This is a genomic window from Polynucleobacter sp. UB-Siik-W21 (assembly GCF_018687415.1).
Taxonomy (GTDB): domain Bacteria; phylum Pseudomonadota; class Gammaproteobacteria; order Burkholderiales; family Burkholderiaceae; genus Polynucleobacter.
Window position 1 is genome coordinate 420,257 of sequence record NZ_CP061289.1, and the last position, 13,695, is coordinate 433,951.

Consider the following 13,695-nt stretch of genomic DNA (forward strand, 5'->3'; position numbering starts at 1 on the left):
TTTAGTTTATGCTTATCTAATGCCGTTCAATCTCCCTATTGCCCTTACCTGGTTGCGTGTTGCAGCAATTCCATTGCTGGTGGCAATTTTCTATCTTCCGAGTGATTGGTTTACGCCATTTGAGAAGAACTTGATTGCAGCCATTATCTTTATCTCAGCTGCAATTACCGATTGGTTGGATGGATTTCTTGCGCGCCGTTTAAAACAAGAATCTGCCTTTGGTCAGTTCTTGGATCCAGTTGCCGATAAATTAATTGTTGCGGCGGCATTACTTGTTCTTTTGAATATGGATCGTGTTCAGGTATGGGTTGCCTTAGTGATCATTGGTCGAGAAATCACGATCTCTGCTTTGCGAGAATGGATGGCTTTGCTGGGTGCTGGCAAGAGCGTTGCGGTGCATATGGTTGGTAAATTAAAAACAACAGCTCAATTGGTGGCAATTCCTTTTTTGCTGCTCAATGACACTTTGTTTGGGTGGTTAGATTGCGCCAGAGTCGGAACCTGGCTCATTTGGGTTGCGGCATTCTTGACGCTTTGGTCGATGTTTTATTACTTGAAAAAAGCCCTGCCGCAACTTGCAGGAAAAATCGACTAATTCCATCGAGACACCACCTGGTATAGCTTTGCGGGTAGGATCAATTCTGAGACTCTGCTGGATCACTTGGAATAATGCTTTCTTTTTGATTGTTTGTTAAACTATCGCCCTGTTATGCGGGAATAGCTCAGCTGGTAGAGCGATACCTTGCCAAGGTATAGGTCGGGAGTTCGAACCTCCTTTCCCGCTCCAAGTTCGATGGGAAGCCCTCAAAAGCTTCCCATTTTTGATTCAGGCATATGGCGCGTTGGCCGAGTGGTTAGGCAGGAGCCTGCAAAGCTTCGTACGGGGGTTCGATTCCCTCACGCGCCTCCAGTAATTTCGCTTGACGAAATAGGTGGAGCACCTAAAATACTTTCAGTCTGTTCCAGAAAGTCACATCACTTTTTTAAAGCGAAAAATGATCAAAATTCACACTCTTAAATTGAGCGCTCTCACATTGTTCATGACAGCATTGCTGGCTGCTTGCGCTAGCTCTGGCGACTCACCAACTGGAACGCAACAGGAAGTGCAAGAAGTTCAGACTCAGCTCTTGGGCGATATGCCTTTGCCTGCCGCATCAAAAATTATTGGCGGAGAGTCGTTGATTATTGGGCGTGGTGATAACTGGGTAGGTCGTGTTATTCTGTCCGGCGTGCAAACCCCAACTGATATTTATGCCTTCTTCCAGTCAGAATACCCTCGAGCCGGTTGGACAACAGTCAGTGCAGTAAAGTCTAAAACCAGCATTTTGGTCTTTACTAAAGGTGATCGCACTGCTACCGTCGAATTAAATGAAGGCCCTTTGACTGGACCAAAAACCTTGATTACGATTACTTCATCTCCAAAGAACGCCAATGTCGTGGCGCCAAGTAAGCGGTAGACAAGCAGTAAGCAGTTAGTAAGAAATCTGCAGGAAATAAAAAGGCCTCCAGTGGAGGCCTTTTCTTATGGAGGAATTGGCTTACAAGCCTTCAGCCCTGATGAGGCCTACCGCTTGACCTTCAATTGCAAAGTTCGGTTGACGACTATCGACCACAATATTTTTGAAGTCTGGATTTTCTGCTTGCAACTCAATCACCATGCCGTTAGCTGTTTTCTTTTGTTGCCAGCGCTTGACGGTGACTTCATCATCAAGACGTGCAATAACGATATCGCCGTTACGTACTTCGGTAGTTTTTCTGACAGCTAAATAGTCGCCATCCAAAATGCCCGCATCGCGCATGCTCATCCCTTTTACTTTTAATAAGTAATCAGCGCCTTTGCTAAATAAACTTGGATCAATTGGGACTTGTTTCTCAATGTGCTCAACTGCCATGATCGGTGAACCTGCAGCAACGCGACCAATGAGTGGAAGCGTGAGTTGCTGTAATGCGCCAGATGGTAATGACAATTGACGATATTTGTTTGAGTGTTGTGCTTGATGAAAGCGTTGGGGGATACGAATACCGCGCGATGTTCCTGGCGTTAGTTCAATATAGCCTTTTTTTGCGAGTGCGCGAAGATGCTCTTCAGCAGCATTTGCAGATGCAAATCCTAATTGCGTGGCAATCTCTGCTCGAGTCGGCGGCAAACCACTCTCATCAATTGCTTTGGTGATCAGTTCCAATATCTCACTCTGGCGTGCAGTGAGCTTGGGGAGGGCAGTCAGCTCCTCTAGATAATCGACTGTATTTATGTCCATACTGGGATTGTATACAGCACTTTTTGATAATTCAAGTAATTTAGGGAGATAATGGGATATGAACTCGATCCATGGCAATCCTGAAAATATCCCCCATATTTTGGTTTTGGGGGTGGGTGGAACCATTGCTGGTTTAGCCTCTGATCCTGCCAATCCGACTGCATATCAATCGGGCCAAGTTGGTATTGAGACCCTCTTGGCAAAGATTCAGGAAAGTATTCCAGATGCTGTAAAAATAGTCTCTCAACAGCTTGCTAATATCGATAGTCGTGATCTTAGTGAGGATTTACTCACCCTGATAGGCAATACAGTTAAAGAATCTCTTCAAAATCCTGCTGTAAAAGGTGTAGTGATTACTCATGGTACCGACACCATTGAAGAAACTGGGTTTTTCTTACATGCTACCTGTGGCAGGCTTGCTGAAAAATTAGGCAAAAGGCTGGTCTTAGTCGGCGCCATGTTGCCTGCAAATGCACCTCAAGCAGATGGTCCAGCAAACCTCTTGGATGCCTTGAAATGGACATCAACCGCACCTGAAAACTGTCCTGGCGGGGTATTTGCAGTATTTGCTGGCAAAGTTTGCTTGGCGCGGGATTTGGCTAAACGTCATAGTTCGGCGTTAAATGCGCCACTGATGGACTCGCCTAACAGCCCTGTAGGCTTGATAAACCCCTCTTGGCTTTCTAGGGTAAAGGCAATTCAGGCTGCCTCAGTTGAGGATTTGCCCATTCCTGAGGTTTGGCCATGGGTAGATATTCTGACTAGTCACGCTGGAGCGCGGGGGCAGACAGTTGAGGCGCTTGTTGGCGCAGGTGTCCAGGGCTTGGTTTTGGCTGGCACTGGTTTAGGTGGTTTTCATAAAACTTGGCTTGAGCCTTTGAAAAAGGCTCAAATGCAGGGCATCGCTTTGGTCAGAACGTCCCGAACTGGTGCTGGAGCAACTGTAGCCTCAAAAGATGAGCTTTCTTGTGAACTGGCAGGGGTTCTTTCTGCTCCCAGAGCGAGGATTGCCCTGCAGCTGGCTTTAAATGCTGAAAAAGATCACAAAGCAAACCCTAAATCCCTGACTTGGCAGGATTTTTTTGCTAGAATGGCGGTCTTGCCTGGATTTAGGTGAGGACTTAAAAAGTGTTGTGAGCAGTACTTACAATTTGTTACTACCTTGTCACACTGGCGCTAATTTCAAAACCATCAGAAATTGGCAGACGCCCAGGTGACTTAATCCTAAAGGAGTGTTTGATGCGTCATTATGAAATCGTCTTTATCGTCCATCCGGACCAAAGCGAGCAAGTGCCAGGGATGATCGATCGTTACAAAGCTACATTAGCAGCTGCGGGCGGCAAAATTCATCGTATGGAAGACTGGGGTCGTCGTCAGATGGCTTACATGATCGACAAGCTTGCTAAAGCCCACTACGTTTGCATGAACATTGAGTGCGACCAGAAAACTCTGGAAGAACTTGAGCATGCGTTCAAATTTAACGATGCTGTTTTGCGTCACCTCATTATCAAGACTAAGAAAGCTGAAACAGAGCCTTCCATCATGATGAAAGAAGTGCAACGTGAAGAAGCTCGCAAATCAGCTCAAGCCGACGCTCCTACAGCGGTAGCCTAAGTTAGAAATTTGAAGAGGAATACACAGACTAGAAAACGTATTAGAGAAGCGGGGCGGCGTTGAATCATTTCACCCTCACTGCAATCTTAGTTTCTAAAGACGCGATTCGATTTACACCTGCAGGAATACCAGTGATGCATTGCCAGCTAGAACATCGTGGCGAAGCGAACGAGGTAGGAGTGGCAAGGAAAATTCAGATGAGCGTTGAAGCCATAGCAATTGGTCCCATACAAAAGGATCTAGAGCGAATGGATTTAGGAGTTGAGGCAGTGTTTGAAGGATTCTTAGCACCGAAGACTCTACGTAATCAAAGACTTGTTTTCCATATTACCCATATTCAATTGAAAAATTAAAGAGGAAATCATCATGGCGTTTGGAAAGAAACCCGATTTCAAAAAGAAACCAGCTCAGAACCCATTGTTCAAGCGTAAGCGTTATTGCCGTTTCACTGTTGGTGGCGTTGAGCAAATCGACTACAAAGATGTAGATACATTGAAGGACTTCATTGGTGAAAACGCCAAGATCACTCCTGCTCGTTTGACAGGCACAAAAGCAAAGTATCAGCGTCAGTTAGACACTGCTATCAAGCGTGCTCGTTTCTTGGCTTTGCTGCCATTCTCCGATCAACATAGAAAATAATTGGGAGCCCTCAATGCAAATTATTCTTTTAGAAAAAGTAACCAACTTGGGCAACCTCGGTGACGTCGTTCGCGTTAAAGACGGTTTCGCTCGTAACTTCCTAATCCCGCAACGTAAAGCTCGTCGTGCAACTGAAGCAGCAATCGCTGATTTTGCAATACGTCGTGCCGAGTTAGAAAAATTGGCTGCTGAGAAATTGGCTGCTGCCCAAGCAGTTGGCGTGAAGCTCAAAGACTTGGTTCTCGAAATCGGTCAAAAAGCAGGCGTTGACGGTCGTTTGTTTGGTTCTGTAACTAACCATGACATCGCTGATGCATTGAAAGCGAAAGGCTTCACGATTGAGAAGGCTTCAATTCGTATGCCAACTGGCCCATTGAAAATGGTTGGTGATCATCCTGTTGCGGTTGCTGTACATACCGACGTAGTGGCTGACATCACGATTCGTGTAGTTGGCGAACAAGCTTAAGTTTTAAAACTCAGGCTTTAGGAACTTCGCTAGCCTCATGGCTGAATCCCGTTCACGTTCCGTGACGCTGAATCCCGGCATGATGGGTTCTGGGGATGCAGTCGTGCAGGCCTTAAAAGTTCCACCCCATTCTGTAGAAGCCGAGCAATCATTGCTCGGCGGTCTACTGATCGATAACTCCTCTTGGGACAACCTGGGTGGAGTCTTAAACGATAAAGATTTCTATCGCCCTGAGCATGCATTGATTTATAAAGTCATTGCACGTTTAGTTAGCGACAACCATCCCGCCGACGTCATTACTGTTCATGATGCAATTAAGTCTGAGCAGGGTGGCGATTTGGTTAGCGTTGATTACCTCAATTCATTAGCGCAGAACACACCGAGTGCGGCGAACATTAAAGGCTACGCCGACATCGTTCGTGACCGCAGCATTCTGCGTCGCTTAATTGAGGTTTCAGACAGTATTGTGAACTCTGCTTTTGTTACAGAGGGCCGTCCAGTGAGAACGCTGTTGGATGAGGCAGAGGCTCGTATTTTGCAAATCGGTGAAGAAGGTAGTCGCAAAGCAGACTACCTCGAGATCGAACCACTCTTACGCTCGGTTGTGGCACGTATTGACGAGCTATACAACCGCCAAGGTGGTAGCGACATCACTGGTATTGCCACAGGCTTTATTGATTTGGATAAGCAAACCAGTGGTCTACAAAAAGGTGACTTAGTCATTGTTGCCGGAAGGCCTTCGATGGGTAAGACGGCTTTTGCATTGAATATTGCCGAGAATGTTGCTCTCGCAGAAGGTTTGCCTGTGGTCGTGTTCTCGATGGAGATGTCAGGTGAACAATTAGCATCACGCCTCCTCGGTTCAGTAGGGCGCGTTGATCAAGGTCGTATGCGTACCGGTAAGCTGCAAGATGATGAGTGGCCACGCGTGACTGATGCAATTGCCCGGTTAAGTAATACACAAATTTTGATTGATGAGACTGGCTCCTTATCAAGTCTAGAGTTGCGCACGCGCGCGCGCCGAATTGCCAGAAACTTTGGCGGCACTCTTGGTTTAGTAGTGATTGACTACTTGCAGTTGATGAGTGGCTCCGGTTCAGAGAACCGCGCAACTGAGATCTCAGAAATCTCCCGCTCCCTTAAATCGCTTGCAAAAGAATTGCAGTGCCCAGTAGTGGCGCTCTCACAGTTAAATCGTGGTTTGGAGCAACGTCCTAATAAGCGCCCAATCATGTCTGACCTGCGCGAGTCAGGCGCGATCGAGCAAGATGCTGACTTGATTATGTTTATTTATCGCGATGAGGTGTATCACCCTGATACTACGACCGATAAAGGTATGGCTGAGATTATTATCGGCAAGCAGCGTAACGGGCCCATTGGTACAGTTAGATTGAGCTGGCAAGGCCCATATACCAAGTTCGATAACTTAGCGATGGGATCTATCGGCTACTCTTCTGGCGGTTATGAGCCGTTCTAAAATATCGATGAAGAATGAACACATCAAAAAGCCTCGCATTGCGAGGCTTTTTTACTGAGGTAGTGCGCTCAACCGAATCACTTACTTTCCGCCTTCACATTTCTTAATGGAAGCAGCCTTAGCAGCGCCATATAGTGGCTTACCATCCTTGCTGACCGCTTTTGCTTCACAATCATTGGGTTTTGCATCGCCCATACATTTTTTAATGGAGGCATCTTTAGCGGCGCCATATAAAGGCTTACCATCCTTGCTCACAGCTTTTGCTTCACAGGCTGCCTGATCGGCAAAAGCATAGGTGGGAAGTGTAAAACTCAATGCGATGCTTAAAGCGATGACGATCTTCTTCATAGTGACCCCTTTTGTGAATACTTCAATGAATGACTTTCTTAAATCAATACTCTAATCAAAATTAAGCTATTGGGAAATATAGGGTAAATGCTATTTACCCTATAGGGATAGAGAGCTTAGGGTGCTATCCGACGAGCCTCAGTAAACTTAGCAGCCCAATAGGGTGCGGTAATGTAGTCAAGCCTTACAGTGCCACCTGCGCTTGGCGCATGCACAAACCTTCCTTGCCCCACATAGATGCCAGCGTGCGAGTATTTTTCACCGGTAGTATTGAAAAACACTAAGTCACCTGGTGCTGGTGGTTGGTTCTCAACACTCCTGCCTTGAGTACTCATTTGTTGGATGGTGCGGGGTAATTTAATATCCGCCGCTTTGTTATAAACATAAACAATTAGGCCGCTGCAATCAAAGCCACCCTTGGGCGTATTGCCCCCATAACGATAGGGAACATCTACTAAGCCTACGGCTGCAATAGAGATATCCTCGGTGCCGACACTAGTGTCTTGTTTGAATTGCGCCACTTTTGATGGGCCTGCTTTACTGCCGAATGTACTGCATCCCGATAATGCCAGGATCGAACAAATAAAAATGCCGCACCCAATGAGAGTGCGGCATGACCGGGTTTGCTTAGAGCGCGTCGGCAGCATGATCCGCAAGACGTGAGCGCTCGCCGCGCGCCAGTGTCACGTGGCCGCCATGGCGCCAACCTTTAAAACGGTCAACGACATAAGTAAGACCAGATGAACCTTCCGTCAAGTAAGGTGTATCAATCTGCGCAATATTACCTAAGCAAACAATCTTCGTTCCAGGGCCCGCACGGGTTACGAGGGTTTTCATTTGCTTTGGTGTTAAGTTTTGCGCTTCATCGATGATTACAAATTTACTTACAAAGGTTCTACCGCGCATGAAGTTCATGCTCTTGACTTTAATTCGTGAGCGAATGAGCTCTTGAGTAGCAGCACGACCCCACTCACCAGCATCATCGTTACGTTGCAACACTTCTAGATTGTCATCAAAGGCACCCATCCAAGGTTGCATTTTCTCTTCCTCGGTACCAGGTAAGAAGCCGATATCTTCGCCAACGGGAACGGTGGCGCGGGTAATGATGATCTCGTTATAACGTTTGCTATCTAGGACTTGCTCAAGGCCTGCTGCTAAAGCTAACAAGGTTTTACCAGTACCAGCTTGCCCTAGGAGGGTTACAAAATCTACGTCAGGGTTCATTAGCAAGTTCATCGCAAAGTTTTGCTCACGATTACGTGCAGTAACACTCCATACATTGTTCTTCTGGTGAGAAAAGTCTCTGAGGGTTTGCAAGAGAGCAGTTCTGCCATTGATTTCTCGTACGTGGGCATAGAACGGTGTAGAGCCGTCTGGATTTTCTTGATAAACAAATTGATTGACTAGCATGCTTGGCACAGATGGTCCAGTAACTCTATAGAACATCGTGCCTGATTTTGAATCAGACCAGCTTTCCATATCTTTGCCATGCTTTGGCCAGAAGTCTGCAGGCAATGACATGACGCCTGAGTACATTAAGTCACGATCTTCAAGTACCTGGTCGTTGAAATAATCTTCAGCGGGCAAGCCTAAAGCACGCGCCTTAATGCGCATGTTGATGTCTTTGGATACCAAGACTACTTCTTGACCATTGCGCGTTTTTTGAAGTTCGCTAACCACAGCCAAAATCATGTTGTCACCCTTACCTTCGGGCAGTCCCTCTGGCAAAGCTTGAGTAGCAAGTTTGGTTTGGAAATACAGGCGTCCGGAAACATCTTGGTTGCCAAGTTTGTTGAGCGGGATACCGTCATCTAAGGTGCCGCTAGTACCGGCAACCAACTGATCGAGAGAGCGGCTGACAGTACGTGCATTGCGGGCTACTTCGGTCATTCCTTTTTTATGATTGTCCAATTCCTCCAGAGTGGTCATAGGTAAGAAAAGGTCATGCTCCGAGAAGCGGAATAAAGAACTTGGATCATGCATCAAGACGTTGGTATCGAGTACAAATAAACTTGGGGGACCTGTACGAATGACACGTTTTGGTTTTGCAGGAGTTGCTACATGATTTTCATTTCGGGTGGGGCTGCGGTCTGCTTTAATTTTTTCCAGAGCTACTTCTGCTGCAGATAAATCTTCCTCGACATCGTTTACCCAATCAGAGGCTTCTACCACCACTGGTTTTGCTGGAGCTGGGCGCTTCTTTAAGTCGGGAGTATCTTTCCGACTGAGCTTCACTTGATCAGCAATTTGAGTTGGGATGGGTGGCAATGGCATGCAGGCTCTCCTAAAAGAAAAAACCGCCAAGCGGAGTGCGTTGACGGTTTATTACGAAACTAGTTGCAAGGACTTCAAAAAAACGGAGGGGGTTGCTCCCCGAACCTGACTTCAGATGCTCAGGTTTCTGATTCAAACGGATTGTCAGACTTTCCCGTCGTTTACGGTGCATATGACTTTACTTTACCCCAAATTTTGGGCTTTGCAAGCACCCGAGAACAAATTGTTGCAAAAATTATTTGGTAGCTTGAGCCGCTTGTAATACCTCTGTCACATGACCAGGAACCTTTAGGCCGCGCCACTCTTTTACTAACGTCCCAGTAGAGTCAAACAGGAAGGTGCTGCGCTCAATTCCGCGGACCTGTTTGCCATACATATTCTTCATCTTGATGACTCCAAAGAGTTGACAGAGCTTTTCTTCGGTATCGGCAACTAGTTCAAATGGCAGTTGTAACTTGCTACGGAAATTGTCATGCGACTTGAGGCTATCGCGAGAGACGCCAACCACCAAGGTATTTGCTTTAGTAAAGGCTTCGATATTGTCGCGAAACTCACCCGACTCGGCAGTGCAGCCTGGCGTCATATCTTTTGGATAAAAGTAGAGAACCAATTTTTTTCCATTAGCGGATGCCGGAGAAAAAGTGAGGTTTGATGTCGCCGGAATAGCGCATGTTGGGATTGCTTGGCCGATAGCTACTGTCATGATGATCCTTTGTAATTTGTCTCTTAGTTTTACTTGCTTAATGATGCTGAATAATCAGTTCGCCACTTCGATTGGGTATCTCACCCCAGGTGAGTGGCAATACCGCTATTTTATCCAGTTGATTGGTGGCTTTCCAGGATTGGTGTAACTCGCCCATGGTGACTAGGTCATGACCTTGATTGAGCCATCCAGCCAATAGTTGTTCAAACGCTGGTAGTAGCTTCTGACCCTCTAATTCTGCATGCAGGGTGAAGACTTGGTCATTGGGATTGCTTTGGGTAATTTCAAGGAGTTTTTTGACAGCCCCAAACTCATCGGCATCATCGATCCCGATGAGTTCATCAAAAGTCGGTAGCGTGGTTGGGAACTGCACATGTTTTGCCTTACCTGAAGTAAGTCCTAGGCGATACGGTATCAAGTTCGGCTCTGCTCTTCCGTCAGAGGAATATGTAATCCCCCATTGATCGAGCTGCTCAAAAGCGGCTTCGTTCATTTGCCAGCCTGCTGCACCATAGGTTACTGGAGCGTGACCAAAGATCTCGACAAAACGATCCCAGCTTTTTTGCATCATCGCCTTAGTCCATCCGGAGTCTTGATTTCGCACAGCATCTTGCCATGCAACGTGGTCCCAAGTGTGTATACCAGTTTCATGTCCAGCTTGATCAATTGCGCGCATTTCTGCAGCTGCTTTTTTACCAATGTCTGGGCCAGGAAGAAGAACGCCATAGAGCAGAGTTTTAATGCCGTAGTGCTCTACGACAGAGGTACGGCTCACTTTTTTTAGAAAGCCGGGGCGAAAAACTCTTTTTAAGGCCCAGCCAGTGTGATCTGGTCCAAGGCTAAATAGGAAGGTGGCCTTTAAGCCAAAACGCTCAAGGGTTCTAGCTAGATTAGGGACACCTTCTTTGGTGCCACGTAAGGTGTCAACATCAACCTTGAGAGCAATCTTAGCCATGAATCCTTGAATCTATTTCTGCTTATTCTTTGTCGACTAAAGAGCGGGCTTTTTCCACGTCTTGACGATAAGCTTCAAAAATATTCTTGAGGGCATCTGTCATTGGCGTAGTCGGTTTCCAACCCAATTCACCCATAGTGTTGTCAATCGCTGGTACGCGGTTCTGAACATCTTGATAGCCTTCGCCGTAATATGCTCCAGAGGTTGTTTCCACTATCTTGACGACATTCGCTGTTTTGGCGTACTCAGGGATGCTACGGGCAATCTCGAGCATTTGATTTGCTAATTCACGAACAGAGTGATTGTTTTTTGGGTTGCCAATGTTGTAGATCTTGCCATTAGCAACATCATCTTTATTGGCGATGATGCGCATGAGTGCGTCGATACCATCATCAATATAAGTAAAAGCACGTTTCTGTGCGCCACCATCTACTAGATTAATAGGTTCGCCACGCACGATGTGACCCAAGAACTGAGTCACTACGCGGGAGGAGCCTTCTTTTGGTGTGTAGATACTATCGAGTCCAGGACCAATCCAGTTAAATGGGCGGAAGAGGGTAAAGCGCAAGCCTTCCATACCGTAACCCCAAATCACGCGATCCATCAATTGCTTGGAGCAAGCATAGATCCAGCGGGGTTTATTGATTGGACCGTAAACCATATTTGATTGAGACGGATCAAATTCGCTGTCTTCACACATGCCATAAACCTCAGAGGTCGATGGGAAGACCAGGTGCTTTTTATATTTAACAGCAGAGCGCACGATCGGCAGGTTGGCTTCGAAGTCGAGCTCAAATACTTTAAGTGGTTGTTGTACGTAAGTTGCCGGTGTAGCAATCGCAACCAAAGGGAGGATAACGTCGCATTTGCGAATGTGATATTCAACCCACTCTTTATTAATGGTAATATCACCTTCAAAGAAGTGCATGCGAGGGTGATTGATCAAATCACCCAGGCGATCATTCTGCATATCCATGCCATAGACATCCCAATCGGTTGTCTCCAGAATGCGTTTGGAAAGGTGGTGACCGATAAAACCGTTAACACCAAGAATGAGTACTTTTTTCATCTCTACTGCCTCGTTTTAATCTAATTTGTATTTAATGCCTATTTGCTTGCTGGAAACCATTCCAAGACTTCAACTGCTTGGTGGTCGCCACAAATGCCGAATACCCGATTATCAACCACTTGGATACCAGTAGCCCTAAGATCGAGCTTGGCTGGAAAGGGGCCTTTCAGGCTAGTGCGGGCTAGGATCATGGTTGCGCCATTGTGCTCAGTAAAAGCGCCTGGATAGGGGGGTGCAACGGCTCTGACAAGGTTATGGACTTGCTGTGCACTCTGATTCCAGTGAATTTGCCCATCAGCAGGCTTTCTGCCGCCAAAATAACTGCCTTTTTGGAGTTCATTGGGCTTGCGGGGAACTTTGCCTTGGAGGAGCTCTGGCAGAACTTGGTTGATCACTGCTACAGCAGCTTCACTGACTTTACCAAAGACATCTGTCGCGGTTTCGTCTGGACCAATGCTGACCTTTGCTTGTCCAACAATGTCACCAGCATCTGGTTTGACTTCCATGACATGGAGGGTGGCACCAGTTTCTGTCTCGCCATGCAAGATTGCCCAATTGACTGGAGCTCGACCTCGGTACTTCGGCAGTAATGAGCCATGCATATTGAGTGCGGCAATCTTGGCGCAAGCCAAAATTTGCGCCGGAATCATATGGCGGTAGTAGAAGGAAAAAATATAGTCAGGCGATAGTGCTTGAAGCTTAGGAGTTAAATCATTTAACTCGCTAGCACTTGGCGTGATGTAAGGAATGTTTTTTTCGGTACAGAGTTTGGCGACGCTAGCAAACCAGACATTCTCATTGGGGTCGTCTTCGTGAGTAACTACCAGATCAACCTGGATGCCCGCATTAAGAAGTGCTTTGAGGCAATTAACGCCAACATCGTGATATGCGAATACGACAGCGTGCAATTATTTTTTCTCTAAAACGGTTTGCACCACATAACGTGGGCGATTACGGATCTGCTGATAGATGCGGCCAATATATTCACCCAAAAGACCAAGGCCAAAGAGCATCACACCAATTAAGAAGAAAGTGAGCGCAAAGAGGGTGAAGACACCCTCAACCTCTGCACCTAAAACAAAGCGGCGCACCAATAGGTATGCAAACAAGCTGCCGGCAGCGAGCGACAGTAACATGCCCAGAATCGAGAAGATCTGCAAAGGTATGATAGAAAAGCCAGTAACCAAATCAAAGTTCAACCGAATCAGTTGATAGAGGCTGTATTTGGATTCACCAGCGAAGCGCTCTTCATGCTTGACGCTTATTTCAATGGGGTTGGCAGCAAAGGTATAAGCCAGCGCAGGAATAAAGGTATTGTTCTCGTCACATTGACGAACGAGATCAACGATGCGACGGCTATAGCCGCGCAGCATGCAGCCCTGATCGGTCATTGTGATACGGGTAATATTTTCACGTAAACGATTCATCGCGCGTGAGGCAAATTTTCTGAAGAAGCTATCGCGACGATCTGCACGAATAGTGCCGACGTAATCATGACCCTTTAGCAATTGCTCAGTGAGCGCATCAATTTCTTCGGGAGGATTTTGTAAATCTGCATCCAAGGTGATGATGTGTTCACCTTTCGCGTATTCAAAACCAGCCATGATGGCCATGTGCTGGCCAAAGTTACTATGAAATAACACTGCACGTGTAACGTCAGGACGCAACTCCACTTGTTTAGCCAGAATGCCTGCTGAGCGATCCTTACTGCCATCGTTTACAAAAACAATCTCATATGCAACATTGCGTTTGACAGCAAGCGCATCTAATGCAGGATAAAGGCGATCAAATAAAGCCTGAAGACCGTCTTCTTCGTTGTAAACGGGAATAACGATGCTGAGTTTTGGATTGGCAACTAAATTTGCAGTCATGCTGCAATTTTGCCTGATTCT

Annotated in this window: 16 protein-coding genes, 2 tRNA genes and 1 pseudogene; 10 read left to right on the plus strand and 9 right to left on the minus strand. The window is 46.5% G+C overall.

Annotation, left to right across the window (positions count from 1 at the left end):
- The first annotated feature begins 19 nt into the window (after positions 1-19).
- From pgsA to C2756_RS02245, 4 genes are all read left to right on the plus strand, one after another.
- Positions 20-595 carry a CDP-diacylglycerol--glycerol-3-phosphate 3-phosphatidyltransferase gene (gene pgsA / locus C2756_RS02230; protein WP_215296432.1) on the plus strand — a complete coding sequence of 192 codons (576 nt, stop codon included), beginning with the start codon at positions 20-22 and terminating at the stop codon, positions 593-595.
- 116 nt (positions 596-711) lie between these two features.
- Positions 712-787 (plus strand) — tRNA-Gly (locus C2756_RS02235).
- A 49-nt stretch (positions 788-836) separates the two neighbouring features.
- Positions 837-910 (plus strand) — tRNA-Cys (locus C2756_RS02240).
- Positions 911-995: 85 nt separating this feature from the next.
- Positions 996-1,457 (plus strand): hypothetical protein, encoded by a 462-nt coding sequence (locus C2756_RS02245; protein ID WP_215296433.1) that lies wholly within the window; start codon positions 996-998, stop codon positions 1,455-1,457.
- Positions 1,458-1,538: 81 nt separating this feature from the next.
- Here the strand turns inward: C2756_RS02245 and lexA are convergent, their stop codons facing one another.
- Positions 1,539-2,258 carry a transcriptional repressor LexA gene (gene lexA / locus C2756_RS02250; protein WP_215319750.1) on the minus strand — a complete coding sequence of 240 codons (720 nt, stop codon included), beginning with the start codon at positions 2,256-2,258 and terminating at the stop codon, positions 1,539-1,541.
- Between the two features lie 58 nt (positions 2,259-2,316).
- Between lexA and C2756_RS02255 the strand changes: the two genes are divergently transcribed.
- The 6 genes from C2756_RS02255 to dnaB all read left to right on the plus strand — a co-directional run bounded on the left by C2756_RS02255 (position 2,317) and on the right by dnaB (position 6,454).
- Complete coding sequence (locus tag C2756_RS02255) at positions 2,317-3,375, plus strand: asparaginase (RefSeq protein WP_215319751.1); 1,059 nt, start codon at positions 2,317-2,319, stop codon at positions 3,373-3,375.
- Between the two features lie 122 nt (positions 3,376-3,497).
- Positions 3,498-3,872: a 30S ribosomal protein S6 gene (rpsF, locus tag C2756_RS02260; protein ID WP_215319752.1), complete on the plus strand. Its 375-nt coding sequence runs from the start codon at positions 3,498-3,500 to the stop codon at positions 3,870-3,872.
- Between the two features lie 59 nt (positions 3,873-3,931).
- Positions 3,932-4,225 (plus strand): primosomal replication protein N, encoded by a 294-nt coding sequence (gene priB / locus C2756_RS02265; RefSeq protein ID WP_215319753.1) that lies wholly within the window; start codon positions 3,932-3,934, stop codon positions 4,223-4,225.
- 13 nt (positions 4,226-4,238) lie between these two features.
- Entirely contained in the window at positions 4,239-4,511 is a 273-nt protein-coding gene (rpsR, locus tag C2756_RS02270; RefSeq protein WP_215296438.1) for a 30S ribosomal protein S18, read from the plus strand.
- 13 nt (positions 4,512-4,524) lie between these two features.
- Entirely contained in the window at positions 4,525-4,977 is a 453-nt protein-coding gene (gene rplI / locus C2756_RS02275; RefSeq protein ID WP_215296439.1) for a 50S ribosomal protein L9, read from the plus strand.
- A gap of 37 nt (positions 4,978-5,014) precedes the next feature.
- Complete coding sequence (dnaB, locus tag C2756_RS02280) at positions 5,015-6,454, plus strand: replicative DNA helicase (RefSeq protein WP_370625657.1); 1,440 nt, start codon at positions 5,015-5,017, stop codon at positions 6,452-6,454.
- An 81-nt stretch (positions 6,455-6,535) separates the two neighbouring features.
- On the opposite strand, the gene C2756_RS02285 is transcribed toward dnaB, so the two are convergent.
- From C2756_RS02285 to C2756_RS02320, 8 genes and pseudogenes are all read right to left on the minus strand, one after another.
- Positions 6,536-6,802: a hypothetical protein gene (locus C2756_RS02285; RefSeq protein WP_215296440.1), complete on the minus strand. Its 267-nt coding sequence runs from the start codon at positions 6,800-6,802 to the stop codon at positions 6,536-6,538.
- A gap of 119 nt (positions 6,803-6,921) precedes the next feature.
- Positions 6,922-7,323, minus strand: a pseudogene (locus tag C2756_RS02290) (C40 family peptidase); the annotation flags it as partial.
- Between the two features lie 106 nt (positions 7,324-7,429).
- Complete coding sequence (locus C2756_RS02295) at positions 7,430-9,076, minus strand: PhoH family protein (RefSeq protein ID WP_215319755.1); 1,647 nt, start codon at positions 9,074-9,076, stop codon at positions 7,430-7,432.
- A 235-nt stretch (positions 9,077-9,311) separates the two neighbouring features.
- The gene (locus C2756_RS02300; RefSeq protein ID WP_215319756.1) at positions 9,312-9,779 is read right to left on the minus strand and encodes a peroxiredoxin; all 468 of its coding nucleotides are present in this window, start codon (positions 9,777-9,779) and stop codon (positions 9,312-9,314) included.
- A 37-nt stretch (positions 9,780-9,816) separates the two neighbouring features.
- Entirely contained in the window at positions 9,817-10,734 is a 918-nt protein-coding gene (locus C2756_RS02305) for a polysaccharide deacetylase family protein (RefSeq protein WP_215319757.1), read from the minus strand.
- Positions 10,735-10,756: 22 nt separating this feature from the next.
- The gene (locus tag C2756_RS02310) at positions 10,757-11,803 is read right to left on the minus strand and encodes a bifunctional UDP-4-keto-pentose/UDP-xylose synthase (protein WP_215319758.1); all 1,047 of its coding nucleotides are present in this window, start codon (positions 11,801-11,803) and stop codon (positions 10,757-10,759) included.
- Between the two features lie 38 nt (positions 11,804-11,841).
- Positions 11,842-12,711 carry a formyltransferase gene (locus tag C2756_RS02315; protein WP_215319759.1) on the minus strand — a complete coding sequence of 290 codons (870 nt, stop codon included), beginning with the start codon at positions 12,709-12,711 and terminating at the stop codon, positions 11,842-11,844.
- Positions 12,712-13,674 carry a glycosyltransferase gene (locus C2756_RS02320; RefSeq protein ID WP_215319760.1) on the minus strand — a complete coding sequence of 321 codons (963 nt, stop codon included), beginning with the start codon at positions 13,672-13,674 and terminating at the stop codon, positions 12,712-12,714.
- Positions 13,675-13,695: the final 21 nt, after the last annotated feature.